General features: G+C 57.1%; 16 protein-coding genes, 1 other RNA gene and 3 pseudogenes. 11 read left to right on the forward strand and 9 right to left on the reverse strand.

Annotated features, from left to right (window positions below; translation table 11 throughout):
- The first annotated feature begins 87 nt into the window (after positions 1 to 87).
- Both ffs and O146_RS0100970 read left to right on the forward strand, forming a co-directional pair.
- Positions 88 to 182: signal recognition particle sRNA small type (gene ffs, locus O146_RS12305), an RNA gene on the forward strand.
- A 118-nt stretch (positions 183 to 300) separates the two neighbouring features.
- Positions 301 to 1,116, forward strand: coding sequence for a hypothetical protein (locus O146_RS0100970; RefSeq protein WP_027017433.1), 816 nt, complete (start codon positions 301 to 303; stop codon positions 1,114 to 1,116).
- Positions 1,117 to 1,459: 343 nt separating this feature from the next.
- Here O146_RS0100970 and O146_RS12310 read toward each other — a convergent pair.
- The 3 genes and pseudogenes from O146_RS12310 to O146_RS10615 all read right to left on the reverse strand — a co-directional run.
- Positions 1,460 to 2,217, reverse strand: a pseudogene (locus O146_RS12310) (amino acid--tRNA ligase-related protein); the annotation flags it as partial.
- Between the two features lie 21 nt (positions 2,218 to 2,238).
- Positions 2,239 to 3,447 (reverse strand): globin domain-containing protein, encoded by a 1,209-nt coding sequence (locus O146_RS0100985; protein WP_027017434.1) that lies wholly within the window; start codon positions 3,445 to 3,447, stop codon positions 2,239 to 2,241.
- A gap of 19 nt (positions 3,448 to 3,466) precedes the next feature.
- Positions 3,467 to 3,952, reverse strand: coding sequence for an RrF2 family transcriptional regulator (locus tag O146_RS10615; protein ID WP_023018828.1), 486 nt, complete (start codon positions 3,950 to 3,952; stop codon positions 3,467 to 3,469).
- Between the two features lie 503 nt (positions 3,953 to 4,455).
- On the opposite strand from O146_RS10615, the pseudogene O146_RS12315 reads away from it, so the two are divergent.
- Positions 4,456 to 5,309: pseudogene (locus O146_RS12315) on the forward strand (transposase); the annotation flags it as partial.
- 96 nt (positions 5,310 to 5,405) lie between these two features.
- On the opposite strand, the gene O146_RS0101010 reads toward O146_RS12315, so the two are convergent.
- Complete coding sequence (locus O146_RS0101010) at positions 5,406 to 5,660, reverse strand: DUF6968 family protein (protein ID WP_023018809.1); 255 nt, start codon at positions 5,658 to 5,660, stop codon at positions 5,406 to 5,408.
- Between the two features lie 847 nt (positions 5,661 to 6,507).
- Here O146_RS0101010 and O146_RS0101015 point away from each other — a divergent pair.
- The 8 genes from O146_RS0101015 to recR all read left to right on the forward strand — a co-directional run bounded on the left by O146_RS0101015 (position 6,508) and on the right by recR (position 15,315).
- Positions 6,508 to 7,698: an ABC transporter substrate-binding protein gene (locus O146_RS0101015; protein ID WP_027017437.1), complete on the forward strand. Its 1,191-nt coding sequence runs from the start codon at positions 6,508 to 6,510 to the stop codon at positions 7,696 to 7,698.
- Between the two features lie 9 nt (positions 7,699 to 7,707).
- The gene (locus tag O146_RS0101020; protein ID WP_155896211.1) at positions 7,708 to 8,592 is read left to right on the forward strand and encodes an ABC transporter permease; all 885 of its coding nucleotides are present in this window, start codon (positions 7,708 to 7,710) and stop codon (positions 8,590 to 8,592) included.
- Complete coding sequence (locus O146_RS0101025) at positions 8,585 to 9,409, forward strand: ABC transporter ATP-binding protein (RefSeq protein WP_244266780.1); 825 nt, start codon at positions 8,585 to 8,587, stop codon at positions 9,407 to 9,409. The genes O146_RS0101020 and O146_RS0101025 overlap by 8 nt, the downstream gene beginning before the upstream one ends.
- Before the next feature lie 151 nt (positions 9,410 to 9,560).
- Entirely contained in the window at positions 9,561 to 10,829 is a 1,269-nt protein-coding gene (locus O146_RS0101030; RefSeq protein ID WP_027017440.1) for an aspartate aminotransferase type Ic, read from the forward strand.
- A complete protein-coding gene (locus tag O146_RS0101035) occupies positions 10,810 to 11,388 on the forward strand; it encodes a suppressor of fused domain protein (RefSeq protein WP_027017441.1) in 579 nt (192 codons plus the stop codon). The genes O146_RS0101030 and O146_RS0101035 overlap by 20 nt, the downstream gene beginning before the upstream one ends.
- A gap of 78 nt (positions 11,389 to 11,466) precedes the next feature.
- Entirely contained in the window at positions 11,467 to 14,190 is a 2,724-nt protein-coding gene (locus tag O146_RS0101040; RefSeq protein WP_027017442.1) for a DNA polymerase III subunit gamma and tau, read from the forward strand.
- 126 nt (positions 14,191 to 14,316) lie between these two features.
- Positions 14,317 to 14,655 carry a YbaB/EbfC family nucleoid-associated protein gene (locus tag O146_RS0101045; RefSeq protein ID WP_021353519.1) on the forward strand — a complete coding sequence of 113 codons (339 nt, stop codon included), beginning with the start codon at positions 14,317 to 14,319 and terminating at the stop codon, positions 14,653 to 14,655.
- Positions 14,656 to 15,315 carry a recombination mediator RecR gene (recR, locus tag O146_RS0101050; RefSeq protein ID WP_021353520.1) on the forward strand — a complete coding sequence of 220 codons (660 nt, stop codon included), beginning with the start codon at positions 14,656 to 14,658 and terminating at the stop codon, positions 15,313 to 15,315.
- A 56-nt stretch (positions 15,316 to 15,371) separates the two neighbouring features.
- On the opposite strand, the gene O146_RS0101055 is transcribed toward recR, so the two are convergent.
- The 5 genes and pseudogenes from O146_RS0101055 to leuA all read right to left on the reverse strand — a co-directional run bounded on the left by O146_RS0101055 (position 15,372) and on the right by leuA (position 22,028).
- Positions 15,372 to 16,283, reverse strand: coding sequence for a siderophore-interacting protein (locus O146_RS0101055; RefSeq protein ID WP_162163364.1), 912 nt, complete (start codon positions 16,281 to 16,283; stop codon positions 15,372 to 15,374).
- A 55-nt stretch (positions 16,284 to 16,338) separates the two neighbouring features.
- The gene (locus tag O146_RS0101060) at positions 16,339 to 17,175 is read right to left on the reverse strand and encodes a type 1 glutamine amidotransferase (protein ID WP_081820540.1); all 837 of its coding nucleotides are present in this window, start codon (positions 17,173 to 17,175) and stop codon (positions 16,339 to 16,341) included.
- A gap of 15 nt (positions 17,176 to 17,190) precedes the next feature.
- Complete coding sequence (locus tag O146_RS10630; protein WP_208853934.1) at positions 17,191 to 18,627, reverse strand: Mur ligase family protein; 1,437 nt, start codon at positions 18,625 to 18,627, stop codon at positions 17,191 to 17,193.
- A 339-nt stretch (positions 18,628 to 18,966) separates the two neighbouring features.
- Positions 18,967 to 20,088 (reverse strand): annotated as a pseudogene (locus tag O146_RS10635) (DNA polymerase III subunit epsilon); the annotation flags it as partial.
- Positions 20,089 to 20,204: 116 nt separating this feature from the next.
- A complete protein-coding gene (gene leuA / locus O146_RS0101075; protein WP_027017445.1) occupies positions 20,205 to 22,028 on the reverse strand; it encodes a 2-isopropylmalate synthase in 1,824 nt (607 codons plus the stop codon).
- Positions 22,029 to 22,372: the final 344 nt, after the last annotated feature.

Consider the following 22,372-nt stretch of genomic DNA (forward strand, 5'->3'; position numbering starts at 1 on the left):
GGCAGAGCGTTGGTTCAGTGCATGTTTCCGTGGTCTCGTGATGCCGTCAGGTTAGACCACAGCGGTGGCGATGTGGTAGGTTTGTCTGCAGGATCTCGCGTGGCGTTCATCCTCTCAACTCCCCCAGGGCAGGAATGCAGCAAGGGTACGGAGGCTCTGGCGGGTGCGCGGGGTCCGTTTTTGTTACCTGCTTTGTAAGGGTTGGGTTATGCGGGTTATGGGGATATGCGACAAAGTCGGGTTAAACGACAAGGGTTAACCGGCAAAGTCGTGCACCCGAGTAGTAACGAGAGAAAATAAATGAAAACCGTGTTTAGAACGCTGCTGGCTCTCGGAGTCATTTCCGAAATCGCAGTGGTGACCCTCTCGGCGACGTTGCCGTCACTCTCTGGCTGGTGGGTATTAGCCCCTATCTCCGTCATCGCCGTAGCTTTCATGCTGTTGTTTGTTGGGATGGCTATGGACCGGCGGAAGAAAGGATCTTGGTCGGTTTCACTCTCTCAAACTGCCGAACGTTTCGGGGTTCCTAGACTGGCACTGGCTTTGCTGGTTTCGGAGATCAGCTCGCTGTGGTCGCTCACCAAAATTTTTACACGCCCCGCTTCCCCTGCCGGTGCCGACGCCCACCCCGGGTACAAGAACCTACGAACCGTGGTTACCTTAATCGTCGCTCTAGTCATCGTTGAAATCATTGTCATACACCTGGCTGTGCCAAGCCAATTTTGGCGCATTTTGCTGCTGGTGCTGAGCATCTACGCACTCTTATTATTAATCGGGTTTTACACTTCTATTAAGGTCAATCCGCATCTTCTCACACCGCGGGGCTTAAAAATTCGACGTGGCCACAGATTCGTGTGTGAGATTCCATGGGAAAACCTGGCACGGGCGCAAAAGGCTGGTCCCGGGCAGGGCGGTGACATCATTATCAATGAAGACGGAGAAGTTAGGCTCCCAGTTCTGAGCGAAGTTAACGTCAGACTTGAGATGGAGCCACCGGTCTCGGCGGAAGACCTGCACAAAGGACGGGTCGATGTGACTGCAGTCGAAATTTACTGCGACGACAGAAATTCTTTCCTTGATTCGGTTGCTGAGGCGTGGCGGTCACGCACTATGTGAGAACTTAACGCAAGAGCTCACGATCACTGTTGGGGGTTAAACGACAAAACGAAGTGCGGACATTCCGCCGTCGTGGTGGTTGGTGATTGCGGCCAGCCCATCACAATCAACCAGTCGAAATGATCCGGAGCTGGCAGCCCATCACCTTCATATACACGTGAGTAGGACAGCTCATGGCCACGAGCTTGCGCCCATTGCGCATAAGCCCCGGGGGGGCCTCAAGGCCTCGTGCACGACGAAGTGAATGCGGCTATTGGGGCGATTGTCCATATTCGAATCCTCTCCTCGCCTGCACTATAGCTGGAAGCAGGTACAAGGTGAGGCGGAATAGCAGGATTGCTGCCAGCGGCTCGTTCAGCGAGGGATACATTTCAATTTCTTTCCACTCGCCACCGAAGTCGTATTCGGTGCCGTCTGCCAGGCGAACCTTGCCAGTGCCCTCCAGGTCGGTGCCTTTGTTTAGCTGCTCCACGATGTACTGGGTGGACTCGCGGGTGGTGCGGGCACAGTCGTCGTAGTCGACCCAGGCAGCATAAGTCTCGAGCATTGCAAACTCCGGGGAGTGTGACTTATCTACGCCCTCGTTGCGGAAGTTGCGGTTGATCTCGAAGACGCGATCTATGCCGCCGACCACAGCGCGCTTGAGGAATAGCTCTGGAGTAATGCGCAGGTACAGGTCGATATCCAGATCGTTGTAGCGCTATCGCACGCGCGTTTCTTCGTTCATTTCAGCGAAGGCCACGGGTAGCGGGCGCAGGGACTTCGCGGCTATGACCCACTCGCTGGCCATCACGGATAGCTCGCCCCGGAGGGAGGCAATAACGCGACCGGTCACCCCGATGAAGTCACCGAGGTCGACATCTTGGGTTTCTTCGCCTGTGGCGAGGTAAGTGATGCCCTCATTCTCCGCCGACGTAGCTTCCGCTTCGCCGTCATCTTTCCGCACAGCCCAACGTGCGCGAACCTCGGACAGGGAGTGGGTCCGCGGCACTTCTACTGGGTAGGCATCCTCCCGGATTCGAGAATCCGCTGACGCTTGTCGCGCCGGATGCGAAGCTGTTCTGGAACGTCGAAAGCTGGGGCTTTCGATGCGTCAGTCACGGGTCATAAGTCTTGCGCACCTTAAATCAACCAGTCATTAGGGCTAAACAGCTCGAAGTGGATTCCCTTCGGTGCCAGCGCATCGGCGTTTTCGGCCAGCTGGTCGCGCTGGTTCTGCAGGAAGTTGCTGCCACCACAGAGGTACCAGCGGGCGCCCTGCGGGATCAGCCCCTCTTCGGCCAGTGCCTTCAGATCGACCGATTCTCCATTGTCGCGGTAGCGGGCGATATGGCGGGCTTCGCCCTTATCGGCCAGGCCGACAACGTGGGAGTCCGTGATGTCGCGTTGAGCGTAGGAGTCTGGGGTGGCGTCCGCATGAATAACGGTGACGGCGGGTACCGCGCTGGAGGCAGAGCGGGCAACCAGTGCGGCCAGCATGCCGGTCATTGGGGTCGAACCGATTCCCTGAGAGACGAGCACCGCGGGCGCGTCGTCTTCCTGCAGCACCAGGTCGCCAGCCGGAAGTGTGGCTTGCACCTTCCCGTCGATTTCCACCTCATCCATGAGGAAGGAGCTGACCTCACCATCGCGCTGCACGGCGATGGTGAAGCTTTCCGCAGTGGTGCCGACGATCGAGTATTGGCGCAGCTGGCGAGCACCATCTGGGAGCTGTACACCGACGGAAACATACTGGCCAGGTAGCGCATCACTGAAGTCCACACCACTGAAGGTGAACTCCACGACATTGTCGGAAAGCTGCTTTTTCTCCTGCAGGGTCACGGTACGGAAGACGTCGCCGTCGGCCACGTCGGCGGAGCGGTAGAGGTTGCGTTCGAAGTCGATGAGGGCCTTGGCCATTAGCCAGTAGACCTCATCCCAGGCAGCGGCGACCTCGGGGGTGACTACGTCCTCACCCAGCACTTCAACAATCGCGGCGAACAGGTTGTCGTGCACGATCTGGTACTGGGCCTCGGTGATACCGAGAGAGACGTGCTTGTGGCCGATGCGAGAGAGCATGTCGCGCGGGTCCGGGGCATCCGGGGTGACCAGCATGGAGGCGAAGGTAGCAATCGAGGCGGCCAAGGCTTTCTGCTGCTCGCCGGAGCGCTGGTTGCCGCGATTAAACAGGTCCGAAATCAGTTCTGGATGCTTGCCGAACATGGTGCGGTAAAAGACGGGAGCGATGTCTTCGATTGCACCGCCGACGATGGGCAGGGTCGCCTTGACGATCTCTTCGTTTTCGGGGGTCAGGGCGATGTCGGTCGTCTGTGGCTGAGTTGAGATATACATGGTGTTTGCTTCGAACTCCTTATGCCGTCACGCCAGAGCTCTGCTGAGTGCGCGGTAAGCCCAGAGCCTGTCGTGTTGGGTTTTCTCCGAATGGCGCGGGCGCGGTATTCGCGATCAAGTCGCCAATTGTGTCTCCATCCAGCTCCGCAAAGAAGGCTTCACGGGCGGCAGCAAGGCGGCTCCGGAGAGCACAGTCGCGCGAGGCCAGAGGGCAGTTTTGGCCCCCTTCGCAATCCACGACTTCGCCGGGGCCTTCCAATTGGCGCAGGATTTTTCCCACGCTTGCTTGGCGGGTGTCATCCGCCAGATACACTCCACCGTTTCTGCCCCGCACGGCAGCTACCCATCCCAGTTCAACCAAGCGGGCGTTTACCTTTGCCACGTGGTTGGTTGATCCGTTGATGCGCGTCGCGAGATCAGAGATCGTCACTCTCTGTCCTGGCTGCAGATCCCCTAAAACCATGAGGGTCCGCAAGCCCAGATCTGCGAACGTGGTCAAGTGCATAATTCCACCCTAAGCGTCAATCAATAAAAGATCTATCTCAGATGCATCTTTTATTGTGGTTTGTAGCCAACGCAACATTTCCGCATTTTTTCAGAGTCAATGCGACGTTTTTTAATGCCCTAACCACCGCCGGCACTACCCCTCATCCCCTAACGGGCTATCCCATTACGTTGTTAGCAGTTCCACATCAGGGCCCCGAAGGTTCATAGCCTGTCCACCCGATTAGGCGAGCTATATTTATGTTCGTTCACACCGTCCGAAAGGACAGTGGAACTAGTCGCTGGCTTCGGTATGGCTTATTCCTGTCCCTGTCTGACAATGATCCAGGGGGTGATGTCGTCGAAGACAGTGACATATTCAAACTGCTAATAGGAACCTGACCCAGCCCAGGTGGTATGAGGTCTCACAGTAATGTGGATGCCAGTGCCAAGTATGTCCGACCAACCCCAGCGATGAAGCTTAAATAATCCAACTTCTAATTCATCGCTAGCAGGCACACACCCATGGCTTATGACTTCGTCATTGGCATGGACGTCGGCAAATACTTCCACCACGCCTGCGTCCTCGCCCATGCCGGTCTTCACCTTCCGGATACCCTGCGCAACCTCGACCGCGTTGAGGAAGTCTTCTGCCAGCTGAAAGTTCTCAACGGTATCGACGAAGACCTTGCCCGGGCCTACACACGCCTGATTAACCAGATGCGATCTGCGCTCGTGAGAACCTATCCTGCATTCGAACATGTCCTGCGCGGACAGATGATTCACCGAAAGTGGATCCTCCACCTACTTGCGAAATACGGTGGTCCCACCGAGATTCGACGCGTCGGTAAAGCACGCCTTAAAGCCTTTGCGCGCAGTCACAGAGCGCAATCCTGAGCCTGTCATCGATGCCATGCTTGCTGCCATCGATGGGCAGACCGTGTCCATTGCCGGCGCAGAATACGCCGAACTTGGCGTAGCAATGTCCGCCACAGATGCACTGGCCAAAACTAGGCCATCGTAAGGAAATCGAGGCGCAGGTACTTGAACTTATTCAGGACATTCCGCAGACCGAGATTCTTTTATCCATGCCCGGTATCGGCCCGCGTAGCACCGCGCAGATCCTCATGACTGTTGGCGATATGTCCGACTTCCCCGATGCAGCGCACTTAGCGTCCTATGCAGGCCTATCACCGCGGACGAATCAGTCGACAACGTCCATTATGTCGAATTCGCCTAACCAGGCTGGCAACAAAAAATTAAAGAACGCCCTATGGCAATCGTCTTTTGCATCGATCAGATTCCACGAGCGTTCCCGGCAATTCTATGAACGAAAACGCAAAGAAGGCAAAGGACACAACGCCGCCGTCGTCGAACTCACCCACGGAGTTGACAACCTATATAGGAATCCCCCCTGTTAGAGGGGCACAAAGCCGGCAAGGGGTTGCAGGTCTTAGTGAATTTAGCTGAATCCGCTAGAAGCGGCCGGTTATGCCGTATGCTTCGGCTGAGGGGCGGGTTTTGATCAGGGCGTCGAGCATATCCACCGCCAATCTGATGGATTGTAGTGCGTCTATGCCGCCGACTGACAGGTTTCCGGCGTCCAGGCCTTCTGTGAAGATTTCACAGATCCAATCGTTTCCATCTTGGTAGGGGGCGCGTAGCCCCACGGTGAATTCTCCTTCATCATCGCGGTAGGTTCTTTGGGCGATGACCCTATGTTCGCTCATCGGCGGCAGTTTGCGTATTGAACGGCTGCGGCAGATCCCATACTGCTGATGAGAGAGCCGACGATTGCGGCGTTGATGATTAGTTTTTTAGTGGAGAGGTGTTTGGACATCTCGGTTCTTTCTAGTTGTGGGATGTGAGCCGGGCTGGTTGAAGTGTCCTAGTTTTTGTTCCGTTTGAGTAGATGAGCATCTCTTCAATTACGCCAATGAAATGTGACCACGAGGCAAAGACAACGTGCCCTGCGTTGTCGATGGCTATATCCCGGCAGAAGACTTGTCGATACAAGCCGCGCTCGCTGTCAACCATTCGTGAATAACGAGTGTGTGGACTCCTCGGTCCTGAGGCTTGGCCATTCAATTCAGCCATGGTGCATTTTTGCAAATAGGGCCGCTGAAAATGGCCTTTTTTAGTCCCTATTTGCAAAAGTGCACCATCTGCCAATACAAAGCGCCGAAAGGACGGCGAAAAGAGGTTTCCCTGGGGTAAGGAAGACGGTTAAGGGGGGGGCAAAGTGAGAGTCAACGGACCAACAAAGCTTCCGGCACCGCGCAAAGCCGCAAACACCCCCGGTGCACACTTTTTGTCGCATATCCCGCATAACCCTTCCCATGTTGGGGCTAGGTATGGATCCTTGGGGCTTTGCCAAATTGACACTCGGATAGACCATCTTGTCTATTAATCTTCCGTAGCTGATGCAGCGTTACTGAATGGACTGAAAAGTTACGTTAACTGCACTTGTGCTCAATACCGGTTATATAGCTGTGAATTTAGAAATTGACTCTGCCATGTGTTCTGGCTTACGTTTAAACCCTTACTGAACCGATTGGTCTACTTAAGGAAGAACGCATGGTCTATAACCGCATTCTGTCCCGGCGACAGTTGCTGCGTACAGCAGTAGCCATGGGCGGGGTAGCCCTGGGAGGCGGCATGCTTTCTGCCTGTTCTACACAGTCACAAACAGGACAGCCGCAAACAAGTGCTTCCGGGCCCGCATCTTCTGCTAGCTCTGCTTCCCAGAAAGAACTGGTCATCGGTTTTGTACCCATTGCGTGTTCCTCACCACTGGTTGCCGCAGACGCGCTCGGCGCATTTGAAAAACAGGGACTCCACGTAAAATTACGGAAATACGCCGGGTGGGCTGATCTCTGGACAGCATATGCAACCGGAACCCTCGACGTTGCACACATGCTCTCACCAATGCCACTGGCAATTGATGCTGGTGCGACGAACGCATCCCGGCCCACAGAATTGGCTTTTACCCAAAACACCAACGGCCAAGCGCTTACCTTGTCTACCTCTCACCTGGGCGCGGTCTCGCAACCGACAGATCTTGCGGGGATGGTGCTAGGAATTCCCTTTGAGTATTCGGTGCATGCATTACTTTTGCGCGATTACTTGGTAGCCGGTGGTCTCGACCCAGTTTCAGATGTGGAATTGCGTCTCTTGCGGCCACCGGACATGGTGGCGCAATTGGCGGTCGGCGCCGTCGACGGTTTTATTGGCCCCGAACCGTTTAACCAACGAGCTTTGACCACGGGATCAGGCCGCGCGTTTATTCCCACCCGGCAGATGTGGGAGAACCACCCCTGCTGCTCGGTTGCTATAGCCAAAGAAATTGACCGCGGGGTGCGTGATCGTGTGGTCGCGGCTCTGCGGGAAGGTGCCCAATTTGTCGATAGCCCGCATCACGTACACGAATCAGCGTCGATGCTGGCCGAAGAAAAATATCTGAACCAGAAAGAGGAATTGATCTCGCCTGCTTTAGCCGGATCCTATACCACCTGGGATGGCACTGATGTGGTGGACCCGGACATGATCAATTTCGGCGGACAGACTTCAGCTACCGCGATCACCTGGATGGCTGCGCAGATCGCGCGCTGGGACCTCGGCGGTACGGCCTTGACGATGGACGACGATGTGCTCTTAGCAGCCGCAGAATCAGTCTTGCCGCCTGAGGCAGACCGCAGCACGGACCCGGTTGACATCAATGGCCGGATATTTGATCCGCTAAAGCCCACGGCTGGATACCAGCGTTAAGGACCCACTATGTCTCGAACTCACACGCCTATTACTCAAACTTCCACGCCTGCTGCTCGAACTTCCGCTGGCCGAACGTCTACCAGCCAAGCATCCACTGGCCGAACGCTGCCAAGGGAAAAGTCCGGCCCGTGGAAACCCGTTGCCCTCGGCGTCGGCCTGTTTCTCGCTTTCCTTCTTGTATGGCAATTAATAGCGGCTGCGGGGTGGCTGTCGGATATCGCGCCGACGCCTGCTCGCACCTTCAGCCGCGGTGCTGAAATCTTGTCTGATCCTTTTTACCGGGATGGTCCAGCTTCTGTCGGCATATTCTGGCACATGGTGGCATCGCTGCGCCGTGTGCTGCTCGGTTTTATCATCGCGATGCTCATCGCCATTCCGCTGGGCTTTTGGTTAGGATCGTCCACCACCTTCCGCCGGGCGACGGACCCCTTTGTGCAAATTCTGCGGCCGGTATCCCCGCTGGCGTGGCTGCCGTTGGGGCTTGCGCTGCTGCGCGATGCGGAAAATACCGCGGTCTTCGTCATCATTCTCTCCGCTTTGTGGCCCACCCTGCTCAACACAATCGAGGCTGTACGTGGTGTGCACCCATCGTATAAGAACCTCGGCGCCACATTGGGCACCAGCCGTGTGGACCGGCTGCTTTACATCATCGGGCCTGCCGCGCTGCCCGGAATCATCACGGGCATGCGCCAATCGCTGTCTACCGCGTGGCTGGTGATTGTGGCTGCGGAGATGCTCGTCGGCGGGCAAGGCGTCGGCTTTTTCGTGTGGAACATGTGGAACCGCCTGGATATTGATGCCATCGTCGTGGTCATCGTTCTCATCGGTGCCATCGGCTTGGCCCTGGATTACCTGGTTGCTTCATTGCAGAAAGTGGTGCGTTATGACTAATACCTCAACCGATACTGTGCCAAATACCGTCGATGCGCCTAGCACCAGTGGTACGGGCACCCCGCATATCGAATTTAAAAATATTACAAAAAGCTACGGGCCGACGACGATCATCGGCGAGACTTCCGTAACTATTAAGGAAGGCGAGTTTATCTCTTTGCTCGGGCCTTCCGGCTCAGGCAAATCCACCATGCTGAACATGATTGCTGGCTTGGCGACGCCGTCGACAGGCGAGGTCCGTGCCCGCGACGAGGTGATCACCGGCCCGGGGCCAGACCGAGGAGTGGTTTTTCAAAATCACGCCCTGCTGCCATGGATGACAGCACGCGGCAATATCGAATTCGGACTGCGCTCTGCACGGCCGGACTTGTCGAAAGCACAGCGTAAGACAATCACACAGGATTTCTTGGATGAAGTCAGTTTGGGACATGCGGCTGACCGTCGTCCCGCGCGGCTTTCCGGTGGGATGCAGCAACGGGTGGGTTTGGCGCGTGCGTTTGCCATTGGTTCGGATATTTTGCTGCTGGATGAACCTTTTGGTGCGCTGGATGCGCTGACCCGGAGGCAATTACAGACCTTGTTGCTCAGCGTTTGGGAAGAAAACCGACGCACGGTGGTAATGGTGACCCACGATGTTGACGAAGCGATCTTGCTGTCCGACCGCATCTTGGTTATGTCGCCGGGGCCGGAGGCAACCATTGTGGAAGATTTACGGGTCGGCCTTGCCCGCCCGCGTACCGGTGCTGCGGATCCAGCCGTCGGCAAGCGCAAAAATGAACTGCGCCAGCACCTGTTGTCGCTGCTGGAGCACAAATAACGGCAAATTGGGTGTGCTGCGTACCCGACCGTCGGCGGAAAGCATCGCGTTCGGCCGGAAGCTTTGTTTTTGGGTAGGCAACACAGATCTCACACAAACTCGCTACCATGGCAAGCAGCACAGATGTAACGGAAGGTAGGCGAGTACCCCAATGTCATTGCTCGACTTAGATACTGCACAATTTAACGAACTAGCCCAGCAGGTGCGCCAGGATTACCAGGACTTGCAGGCGAAAAACCTGAACCTGAACCTGACGCGCGGTAAACCGTCGAACGAACAGCTCGATTTTTCTCATGACCTGCTTACCTTGCCTGGCGATGATCCGATCGACGCTGATGGGGTAGACGTGCGCAACTACGGCGGATTGCTGGGAATCAAGCAGCTGCGCGAAATCTGGGCGAATGCCCTGGGACGCTCGGTGGACAACACCATCGCGGCTGATTCTTCTTCGTTGAACATTACCTTTGACCTGCTGTTGTGGTCGTATACCTTCGGCAACAACGATTCTGTACGCCCGTGGAGCCAAGAAGAAAAGATCCGCTGGATCTGCCCGGTGCCGGGTTACGATCGCCACTTCACCATCACCGAAAAACTCGGCATCGAGATGGTTTCCGTTCCTATGCTTGACGACGGCCCGGATATGGATGCCATCGCAAAGCTGGCCCAAGACCCGAAAGTGAAGGGCATGTGGGCCGTGCCGGTGTTCTCCAACCCAACCGGAGTGAGCTTCTCTAAGGAAGTCTGCGAAAAACTGGCTGCTATGGACACTGCCGCGCCAGATTTCCGCATTGTGTGGGATAACGCGTATGCGCTGCACACGTTGACCAACGAATTCCCGGAAAATTACAACGTGCATGAGATGGCGGCAGCCGCCGGTAACCCGAACCGCTTTTGGGAAATGTCATCGACTTCCAAGGTCACGCACGCTGGCTCAGGTGTCGGCTTTTTCACCTCCTCGGAAGAAAATATCGCGTGGTATTCCTCCATCGCGAGCGCCCGCGGCATCGGCCCAAACAAGGTCAACCAGCTGGCGCACGCGCGTTTCTTCGGAGACGAAGAAGGCCTGAAAGCGCTGATGCGCAAGCACTCCGGATCATTGGCACCGAAGTTCGACGCGGTGTTGGATCTGTTGGAAAAGAAGCTCGGTGGATATGACGTTGCTAGTTGGTCGCACCCAGAAGGCGGTTATTTCATTGACCTTAACGTCATCGATGGCACCGCGACACGCGTGTGGGAGCTGGCGAAAGAAGCCGGAATTGAATTAACCAAGGCCGGTGCTTCCTTCCCGTACGGCGAAGATCCGCACAACCGGAATATCCGCCTGGCACCATCGATGCCTACTGCCGATGAGGTCGCTGTCGCCATGGATGGTGTGGCCACCTGCGTGCTGCTGGCTGCGATTGAGAAGAAGGAGGCTTAAGGCCCTGCAATTCGAAGAAACCGGCTATTGGCTCAGCCAACTCATCCCGGCAAAGCTGGAATTTCGCAGACTCGATCAGTGGCGTATTGCCAGCGCACAGATCGACGAGCAACAAGCGTTAGCGGCAACCGCTAACTTTGGCGACGTTGATACCGGGCTAACTAGCGATGAATCCGGTCAATCCGTGCGCTGCGAGCTACTTGCCGTGGCGCAGGCCGAACAGCCCGCCATTGCGACAGCCGTTTTGGCAGCTGCAGAACTGTTACGTTCGGCAAACGGTGTTTTGCCAGCACAGCCGGGCGTGCTGCTGCCGGATATTGGCCAGAAATTCGCTGAGCTGGAACAAGATCATCTCACCGTGCGTCACGGGTTGCTAGCCGTGCCGTATTTGTGGTCTGGGAAAACGCCACGCCTGGAAGAAGACGACCGGCTCACGTTGATCTGCCAGCTGATCATGCTCACCGATGCGGAATATGAATTTGCGGTGGAGCATGGCGTCGGCAAGCTGCAAGACAAGTTGTCGACCGAAGGTATTGATCCGGGTAACTGGGGTCGGTAGTGGGGCTGGAAATGGTAGCCAGTAATGACTCGCACCGGTGGCTGTTGGGTCTTGTGGGGATATCGGTAAAGTAGTGGCGTGGCTCTTTACCGGAAATATCGCCCCGCAAGCTTTGCTGAGGTCATCGGACAATCGCAGGTCACTGAGCCTTTGTCAGTGGCGCTCGATGCCCACCGCATCAACCACGCTTACCTTTTTTCGGGCCCGCGTGGGTGCGGCAAGACCTCCTCAGCGCGCATTCTCGCGCGCTCGCTGAACTGCGTCGAAGGCCCGACCTCGATGCCATGCGGGAAGTGCGATAGTTGCCGCGCGCTCGCCCCCGGTGGTCCCGGCAACCTGGATGTCACGGAGCTCGACGCGGCTTCCCACAACGGTGTAGAAGACATGCGTGAGCTGCGCGACCGCGGCCACTACGCGCCGGCGGAATCGCGCTACCGCATTTTCATCATTGACGAGGCGCACATGATCTCGCAGCAGGGTTTCAACGCTCTGCTGAAGATCGTCGAAGAACCGCCTGAGCACCTAATTTTTATTTTCGCGACCACCGAGCCGGAAAAAGTCATTGGCACGATCCGCTCGCGTACCCATAACTACCCGTTCCGTCTGCTCACCCCACCGGATATGAAAGCACTGCTGCAGCACGTGGTGGAAGAAGAAAACGTGCAGGTAGAAGATGCGGTCTACCCCTTGGTGATGCAGGCTGGTGGCGGTTCGCCACGCGATACTCTCTCGTTACTGGACCAGTTGTTGGCCGGTGCGAAAGACGGGCAGTTGACTTACCAACAGGCGGCGCCGCTGCTGGGCGTGACCGACCTGGCGCTGATTGACCGTGTGATTGCCGCGCTTGCCGACGACGAAAAAGGCGAATTATTCCGCATCGTCAACGACGTCATCAATGCTGGGCACGAGCCCCGCCGTTTTGTGGAAGACTTGCTGGATCGCCTGCGGGATCTGTTGATTATCCAGGCTGTGCCTGAAGCTTTTACCGAGGGGCTAGTTTCCGCCCCGCAGGATCGCGTGGCGGTTCTGAAGGAGCAAGCCGGATGGTTTAGCCCGGAGGCGCTGACGCATTACGCGGATGTGGTTAATGAGCGCTTGCCGCAAATGCGTGGCGCCACGTCGCCACAGTTATTGCTGGAGATTTTGTGTGCGCACTTGTTGGCGCGGCCATACGTTGCGGCGGCGGGTAACGCAGCTGGTGCTGGGCCAGGCAGCGGTGTTGGCGCGGGGGCCGCTGCCGGCCAATCGGGCCAGTCTGGTCGGGCGGGCCAGGGTGCTGCAGCCCAGGAGAGTGGTCAGCACAGCAGGCAGGGCGGTCCGCGTGGTGCGGCGGCCGCGTTGGCTGCTGTGGCGGCGATGGGGTCGGCGAAACCGCAGACAAAATCGATGCCGTCGCACGGTCCGGCGCCTAAGGCACAGCCTGGTGAACAGGTTGCTGAGCAGCACAACGCAGCATCTACTAGTGAGCACAACGCAGAAACGCCTACAGCCGAGCAAGAAAATGTGGTTGGTGCTGTTGCCGATGCAGAAGCCAAGCCCGAGGCGGCAAGCACGTCGGAAACAGTAAAAACGTCGGAAGCAGTAAGAACCTCCGATGCAGTAAGCGCTGCCGATTCCGCGGACTCAGCGTCGGCTAACGATGCTGTCCGCGCGCAGCGCACCGACGAGTCTGCGCAGTCAGACCATGCTGAGGAGCCAAACGATCCTGAACAGCAGCGTGCCGAGCAGCCTAGTGAACAGCAGCCTAATGAACAGCCAGGTGATGCGCTCGAGATCATCCGCAGCCAGTGGACGAATATTCGCTCAAAGGTAGGGCAGAAGAATCGCGTCGCGGAAGTTATGCTCACTGAGGCAAAAGTTCTGGGGATCGACGGCGAGACTGTCGTGCTGGGGCATAACACCGGCGCTTTGGCTGAGCGCATTAATTCTGAGCGCAACAATGCCGTGATTGTCGAAGCGGTAAGCGCCGTCGTTGACCAGAAATTACAGGTCAAGTGCATCGTCGGCACGAAAGTTCCACCTGAACTTACGGCGCAATCACGTATGACGCCGCAACCACAGAAACCCGCGCAGCAGAATAACCAGTCGCGTCAGAATTCGCAGCCACAGCAGAATAACCAGCCGCCGCAGCAGGATCAATCACAGGCAGCAACGCGCCCACAACAGGAGGCTCAACACACAAGAAGTGACAGCGTCTGGCCAGAAACCAGCCGTGATGTTAATGCCGGGGTGGACTCAACGGACACTACGGTGCATGAGAGCAACGAGGGTTCTGGGCAATCCCACCGGCAGCAACCGGAGCCACAGCGGGCGCAATCAGTCCGGTCAGAATCAAAGCCCTCGAAGCCACATGAGAAACCACTCGCCAGCCCAAAGAACCAGGACTGGCGCGAGGTAGCTAACCAGGCAAAAAACCGCGCACGTGAGCGCGCAGCACAATCTAGCCGCGACACCTTTGGCGACGGTGTCCCGCTGCCACCTGAACCGGCCGCGGAAGAGTCTGCACCGGACGAGCCGCCGCAAACGCAGCCAGCACAATCGTCGGCAAGCCACACACAGAACGCACAGAACGCACACAGCGCGCCGGGCAGCGCCGAAACCAGTAGTGCCGAAAGAAACAAGGCCGAAAACAGCAATGCCCAAAACAGCAATGCGCAAAACGGCGGGGACGACACAGGAACCAGCACCAACACAAACACGGACACCAATGCCAACACCAGCCCCGGCGAACGCAGCCCAGAAGAAATTCATGCTGCCGCGCGTAAGCTGCTAGAAACCGAGCTGGGAGCGCGTCCGCTGTAGTCTGTGCCGGTCCGTTGTAAACTAGGGCCGTTGTGCGTGCAGATTCGCACAGAAGACTAGCTATCGGGCCAAAACCCAAAGCTACAAACAAAACGCACCAAAACAACAAAACAAGGAGCATCGACAATGACGCAGCCACAAGACATGCAGCAGCTGATCGCCCAAGCCGCCGAAATGCAGGCCAACCTGCAGCGCGCCCAGGAAGAAATCCTGGCCACCTCGGTCACCGGTAAAGCAGCTAACGGCCTGGTTGAGGTCACCATGACTGGCGGTGCTGAAGTCACCGATATCAAGATTGACCCGCAGGTTGTTGATGCTGATGACGTCGACACGCTGCAGGACCTGATCCTGGGCGCATTCCAGGACGGTCACCGCCAGGCCGGTGAGCTGGCCAAGGAAAAGATGGGCCCGCTGTCACAGGGCATGGGCGATGGCGACATCAACAACCTCATGGGTGGAATGTAAGTGTTCGAAGGTCCTTTACAAGACCTCATCGACGAATTCTCGCGCCTGCCTGGGATTGGGCCGAAAAGTGCCCAGCGGATCGCCTTCCACGTTTTGCACACAGAACCGGAAGATATCGACCGCCTCCAGCAGGCGCTTGCTGGTGTCCGCGACGGGGTAACGTTTTGCCGCATTTGCTGCAATATTTCCCGTGAAAGCGTGTGCCGCATCTGCCACGATTCCGGGCGCGACCGCTCGATGATCTGCGTGGTAGAAGAACCCAAAGACATCCAATCCATCGAGCGTACTGGCGAATTCACTGGCCGTTATCACGTGCTCGGGGGTGCGTTGGATCCATTGGCGAATATTGGTCCGAAAGACCTGAATATTAGTCAGTTGTTGCAGCGCATCGGTGGCGTGGTGCAGGACCGTGAGCTGGCAGATTCCACACCGGAAAAACCGCTTTACGACGACGCCCCAGAGATCACCGAGGTGATTCTCGCGATGGATCCGAACACCGAAGGCGAGGCAACAGCGTCCTACCTGGTGCGCTTGTTGCGAGATTTTCCTGATTTGAAAATTTCACGGCTGGCCTCCGGTATGCCCCTGGGTGGCGATTTAGAATTCGTCGACGAGCTCACGCTATCCCGCGCGTTGTCAGGACGCCTGCCCGTGCGCTAGTTGCGGCAATGAGCTGGCGCCAAGAGGGGTGCGGCTAGCGCTGAGCTGGTGGCAGACTACGGCCGTGCTTTACCCGCGATCCAATACACGCACCACTGGATCGCTGCGGAATCCAAACCGAAGATCTCCATTCCCAGCTTGCGTGCGGTTTTGGCCATTCCCATTTCCCCACTGGCCCACAGATACTCCGGATGAAACTCTGGGTGCTGGTGGGCCAGTTTTTCAATTTGCATAGTTAAAAGTTCCTGGTGTCGCGTATAAGGTCCCTTGACGACGTCCAGCCCGGCCAGCGTCTCTTCCCACTGGTGGAGCGCGGGAACCTCAATATCCGCATCGGTTTCCGCGAGTGCAATCACACGGATGGTGCGTAGCGTGTTTGGGTGGAAACTCTGACAATAATCCAGAATGGCCCACACTGAAGGCAGCGCCGAAGGGTCTGCGATGAGCAGCTGTTGGCTGCTGGGGTGGTGCCACAGCCCACGCGAGGTGTACACCGCGCATTCATCACCTGCTTGTGCGCGCAGTACCCAGTTCACCCCCGGGGCCGGTAAGGCCTCGGGGGTGTCCTTTGTGTTATCCGACCGGTGGCGTTTGCCATGTGTGGCCACATCAAAACAAGCAGTTGCGTTTTCGCGGTTCAGTGAGCGGAAGGTGTACCAGCGTAGCTCCGGGCGCCATGCGGAATCGCAGGAAGCAATGACTGCGCGCAGGTTCGTGCGGTCACCGGTGGCAAGCCTATCCGCTAAACCGTCCAGACTGGCATCGGAGGTAGGCATGATCAGCCCGAAAAATTCGTCTGGGCCAGTCAGGCGCAGATCTGCGAATGCTGGAGAATGCAGATGCACGCGCACGAGTTCTTCAGCAAGCACCTCTATAGATTCCACCCGGCAGCGCAAGAAATCGTGGCGTGCATCGCCGGGTGGGGTGGACAATCTGGTATCGAGAAACGTGGAGTGGTTGGCAGCCATACCCATATTTTAGGGCAAAGATCAGCCTAACCTAGTGTGGGCTGGTGTTGCCTGGTTAGCGCAGGCGTTCTTTGCGTAGTTGCTCGATCGCAGGGATCTCCAGTGGCGCTAGCTCATCCAACTGGCACCCTAAAGCCATGGACAGTACCAGATCCGCTAACTGCGGATTGCGCGCGAGCGCAGGGCCGTGCATATACGTAGCGATGACCGATCCTTGCACCGCTCCTTCCGCGCGGGTTTGGGAATCGATGTTTTCTGCTTCCCTGGCACGGGCGGCATCGGCATCACAGTTACCAACACCAGTGGTAATTGCCCCTAAAGGTCGCGCATCTGGGCCGAGCAAGCTGGCACCCATATGGTTTTCAAAGCCAGTTAACGGGGCAGTGAGGCTACTGGTAACACCTGCTTGCGTGGGTTGCGAGGCTACTTCACCAATCGCGCGCTTTTGCAACGTGACAGTCCGGGCATCAACCAGGCCGAGGCCCTCGATCTCGCGTCCCGCGGCACGGAAAGTTTCACCAACCAGCTGAAATCCTGCACAAATCGCGAAAATAGGTGCACCAGCTTGGGCGGCTTTGTGCAAGCCACCGTCGGCAAGCAAATGCTCCACCGCCAAGATCTGCGCGCTGTCTTCACCACCGCCCAAGGTATAGGCGTCGAGTTGGCTAGGCACCGGCTCACCCAACTTAATTGGGTGGATCTGCGCCGAAATGCCACGCATGCGCGCACGTTGGCGTAACACCAGCGCGTTGCCGTCATCGCCATAGGTGCCCAAAACATCCGGTAGAACCAAGCCGATATTCAACTCTGCATTCTTAGCAGCCTGGTTGGCTTCGGCAGTGCTCGCAGCCGCGGATTTGTTAGCCGCAGCGCTGTGCTCATCGTGTGCCATATTTGCTGCCATCTCCTAAGCTTCCGCAGAATCTGCGGTGGAATTTTTCGTGGTCGAATCACTTGTGGTCGAGTTTGGGCTGGTGGAACGCTGCAATTGCGAAGGTTCGCCACGCTCCAGAGCCTTCTTCAGATCACGGAATGCGGTGTAGTTGGCCAGCACCTCAATGCGCCCGGCTGGGCACGCATCGATGGCTTTGAGTGGATCAGCGATCAATTCGTGGCGGATATCGGCATACACCAGACGCACAGCGAGGTCCGTGCCGCGCTCACCGGCGGCCTTGACGGACTGCTCGGCGAAATCCTCAAAAGTGACATCCCACAGCCAGGACAAATCCTCACCGTCGGCAACCTGGCCGTTGACCGCGATCACCAAACCTTCGGCGCTGCGATCGACCATGGACAATGCTTCTTGCCAGCCGGCCGGGTTCTTGGCCAATAACAGGCGGATTTCGTGTTCGCCGCGGGTGATTGTGGAATAGCGACCGGCGACATCATCAACCTGCTCAGTGGCAGAAACAGCTTGCTCGAAACCGACGCCGAAAGCTTCCACCGCAGCGGCGATAGCCTGGGTAGCGTTGCCGCGGTTGGCCCGGCCCGGCAGTGCCAGGTTCAGCGGGTGCGCGGCGTCGTCCAGCGATGAACTGCGCGTAATGCCCTCGCTCGTGATCGTCCAATCTGGGGTAGGGCGTTCGAAGGTCGAGCCGTTGGCAAGCTTTTTCGCCGCATACCAATGCTCACCGTCGCGCACGATCGCGCCGCCGGTGCGCGGACAAGTGGTGGACTCACCGAGCCAGCCGCCACCAGCAGCCACCCACACCACATTCGGAGCATCGTAGGCGACGGAAGAAATCAATACATCATCACAGTTAGCGATGACCATCATTTCTGGGTGCGCTTCAATGGCCCCGCGCAAGGTGCGCTCAATCTTGTTGATCTCGCCGACACGGTCCAGCTGATCGCGTGACAGATTAAGCAGAACCAGTGCCTGTGGGTTGATCTTGTTCGCCACCTGCGGCACGTGCAGCTCGTCGACCTCCAAGGCGAGGACCTCGGCACTACGTCCGGCCAGCAGCGCAGAGATGATTCCAGCATCCATATTGTCGCCGCCCTCATTCGTGGCGACGGAATACTCGCTGCGCAGCGCATTTGCCAACATGCGGGTGGTAGTGGATTTACCGTTGGTGCCGGTGACCAGCACCGCGGGGCGTCCGTCGGCAAGATTATGCATGACGTGTGGGTCGATCTTGTCCGCGAGCAGCCCACCAATCATGCCACCCGCACCCCGGCCGGTTGCGCGTGAAGCCACCGTCGCCAAACGAGCAACGGAAGTAGCAACCTGCGTGCGGGCGCGCGACAGTAGGGAAAGGGCAGACGATTTCGCAGAAGAGGAATCTGCAGGCGACGGCTTGGAAGACGACGGCTCAGAAGATGACACAGAAGGCTTAGTCATAGGAACCTAGGATAGTAAAAGGTTGGACGGCTAGTCGGCCTGGGGCTGTGCGCTGGCCCGGCGGGAGCGGCTCCGGCGACGTTTATTCGTCTTGTTGGGGCGGCCGGACTTGGCGTTAGTTTGTGTACCGGACTGTGCCCCGGTTTGTTTTGCAGGGTGCTTTCCGGGCTTCGCGCCAGATTTTCCGCTGGTTTTTGCGGCAGGTTTGTTCGGGGACTTCGTCCCAGATTTAAGCGCAGATTTTTTCCCGGGTTTGGAGCTGGCCTTCAGCCCCGATGATCCGCCCAAGACACCGCGGGGGTGGGTGGATTGCTCGACTGGCGCATCCGGATCTGGGTGTGGCTTGACGCGGGTCAGTGCATCTAAAAATGCGGTATCACCCAACAAGGGGATACCTTTGCGTACCGCATGCATCGCCTTGCCACGTAGATCGGTAGTTTTGTTGCAGACGACTACCGACACCCCTCGATGCAGGTGCTCGCGATACACCAGCCCCGCTTCGAGCAAAGCGTCGATGATGGTATCCGGACTGTAGCCAATCTCATCAGCCACTACCACTTCCATGCCTTCGATCAGGGATCGCCCCGGAACATATTTCCCGGGGTTTGCCAGGCTGAGCTCGGCTTCGGCGGCCTGCACCCGGACATGGCTGCGCTGTAAACCAAACCGGTCCGCGCGCAGATCACCTGGATGGTAGCTGGCGATTAGCTCATGATCTGTGATTAAGGATTTTTCTGCGGCTCGTTGCTGATGTTGGTAAATATCCCAGACCAACTGTGTAGTCTCGCGTGAGGTTTCTTCCTGGCTACGGCCAGCACGAACGACAGAAGCCACTGGACTGACAGCAGACAAGCCACTGGCGCGCGCCACGCCAGCGGGTCGGATATCGCTAAAAGATATTTCTTGTCGACGCGCAGTCGCCAGCGTATCCACGATGCGTGCAGGCTGCGGAATATGACCGACACGCTGCCGTTTGCGGTTGCCCTTGCGGGAGCGTTTCCGGTTTGCGCGGGCGGCAGCGCTCATCGCGCGCTTTGCTTCTGAAACCAGAAAGCCCCATGTCAACGGCAAATCGTGGACGATTAGTGTGCGGTCGTCGATAAGCCGATCCAGCGGTTTCAAGATTTTTGCAAAGCGTTGGCCGTTGTCCACTTCTTCGCGGGAAAGCCCATGGTAGTGGCGCGGCCCTGGATCTTCTCCGGGGTTGAGTACAGCGTGGAAAGTCTCGCTAGTCTCGCCCGCATCATTAAAAGTAACGGCGTCGACGGCAACCAGACGCGCCGTTGAAGGGTGAATACCGGAAGTTTGCACAGTCAGCGCAAGATACGGAAATTCCGCAACAGCCTCGCGACGAGCTACTTCTTTTGGGTGCAGCTCGCCGGAGGCTTCTTTGTTCTTCGTGCCGTTGTCGTTGCGCTCGCTGGTTGCGGCGCGGTCATCGGTATCGGTATGCGAGGTCATTAGTACAGCAGTCTAGTTCACCGATTTAGCTTGCGGATAGTTCAGCAACGCCAACGTGGCACAGAAAACCATCCGCTGCTGCGGTATAAAACTAATCGCAGTTCCTCGTGCCAATGCTAAAGATTGGCGTGTGCGCGGTTGGCAGCGGAGACCAGGGCCTTCAACGAAGCATACGTCGTAGAGCCGGCAATGCCGACGCCCCAGACGCTAGAGCCGTTGACTGTCGCCAAGATATAACAAGCAGCTTCGGCATCTTCCCCGGCGCTGCGGGCGTGCTGGGAGTATTCCAGAACCTCGATGTCTATGCCCAGATTCCCCAGAGCGTCAGCATATGCAGCGATTGGGCCGTTACCGTTGCCTTCGATGCTGCGCTCTTCGCCATCGTGGATAACCTTGGCGGTTACCGTAGCGTCTTTGTCCTCGGTTTCTGCATTCTGCACACTCACTGAAAGTTGTTCGACGGGGGACTTCGTCTCCAAATACTCATTGGTGAAGATGTCCCACATGGTCTTCGAATCAACCTCGCCGCCTTCGGCATCTGTGACGGTCTGTACCACCCGGGAGAAATCAACCTGCATGGCGCGAGGCATGGCGATGCCGTGGTCAGTTTTCATGATGTAAGCCACCCCGCCCTTGCCAGATTGGGAGTTTACTCGGATGACGGCTTCGTAATCACGGCCGATGTCTTTCGGGTCAATAGGCAGGTATGGAACCTCCCATGTGGTTTCGCGCAATTCTTCCCAAGCCACATCGGAGCTGCTGGCCTGTGGATGCACGTTGGCGGCCATCGCGTCCAAGCCTTTGTTAATGGCATCTTGGTGGGAACCGGAAAAAGCGGTGAACACCAGCTCGCCACCGTAGGGAGAGCGTTCGTGTACACGCAGCTGATTACAGTATTCGACGGTGCGACGAATCTGCGCGATATCGGAAAAATCAATCTGTGGGTCTACGCCCTGGGTCAGCATGTTTAAGCCTAAAGTCACCAGATCGACGTTGCCTGTGCGCTCGCCGTTACCGAATAAACAACCTTCGATACGGTCAGCGCCGGCCAGGTAGCCCAACTCGGCGGCTGCTACGCCTTCGCCGCGGTCATTGTGCGGGTGCAGCGAGATGATTAATGACTCACGGTTGTTTAAATTGCGGTGCATCCACTCAATCGAGTCAGCGTAAATATTCGGCGTGATCATCTCGACGGTGGAAGGAAGGTTAATGATCAGCGGATTTTCTGGGGTCGGTTCCATGATTTCTGCGACGGCATCGCAGACTTCTTTGGCGAAATCCAGTTCGGTGCCGGTGAAAGATTCCGGGGAGTATTCCCAGCGCCAATTGGTATCCGGGTAATCCTGGGCGATGGTTTTGATCAGCTGTGCGGCATCCGTGGCCAAGGCCTTGATGGCTGGGCGGTCTTTACGGAACACGACGCGGCGCTGCAGCTTCGAAGTGGAATTATAGAAGTGCACGATCACATTCTTTGCTCCTGCGCAGGCCTCGAAAGTCCGGCGAATCAGGTGTTCACGTGCTTGGACCAACACCTGGATAGTGACGTCGTCTGGGATTAGGTCCTGCTCAATGATTTCGCGGACGAAGTCAAAATCTGTCTGCGATGCCGACGGGAAACCTACCTCGATTTCCTTGTATCCCATGGTCACCAGAAGATCGAACATGCGGCGCTTCCGCTCTGGGCTCATGGGGTCAATCAGTGCCTGATTGCCGTCACGCAGATCGACTGCACACCATTGTGGGGCGCTGGTGATCTTTTTATCTGGCCAGGTGCGGTCCGGCAGCTGAATATCTTCAACTTCTTTGGCGAACGGTAAATAACGATCCACCGGCATAGTAGAGCCTTTTTGTTTATTCCAAGCCGGTTGATTTTCATTGCGTGGGCCGTTGGGCTTGTTCAGTTGGCGGGGCGCGGAAATAAAAGCGTCGTTAGGAGACATGATGATTCCTTGTGTTTATGGGTTTAGCGTTTATGGGTTTAGCACTGTGTGTTCGGTCGGCGATTAGTGCGTGCCGGGGCGAGAAGCAAAAGCTACGCGAACTACCGCGACGGGGTGCCGACCAAACTGTTGCCGTTGGCTCTAAAACCCGCCGCGGCTGCTAAGGAGAAGAAAACGCGCCCCGGAAATCATGTGGTATAGACTACACAATTTCTGGGGTTGGTGTGAAACTTGGGCTGCATTTAAGTCTGGGTGACAGGGCACATATTATGGTATGAATAAGCATTAACCTGCGTTTTTGAGCCGCAAAGACAGCAGAAACGAACGATCAGGAAAGGCAGCTG

Origin of the sequence: Corynebacterium pseudodiphtheriticum DSM 44287, from assembly GCF_000688415.1 — a bacterium.
Taxonomy (GTDB): domain Bacteria; phylum Actinomycetota; class Actinomycetes; order Mycobacteriales; family Mycobacteriaceae; genus Corynebacterium; species Corynebacterium pseudodiphtheriticum.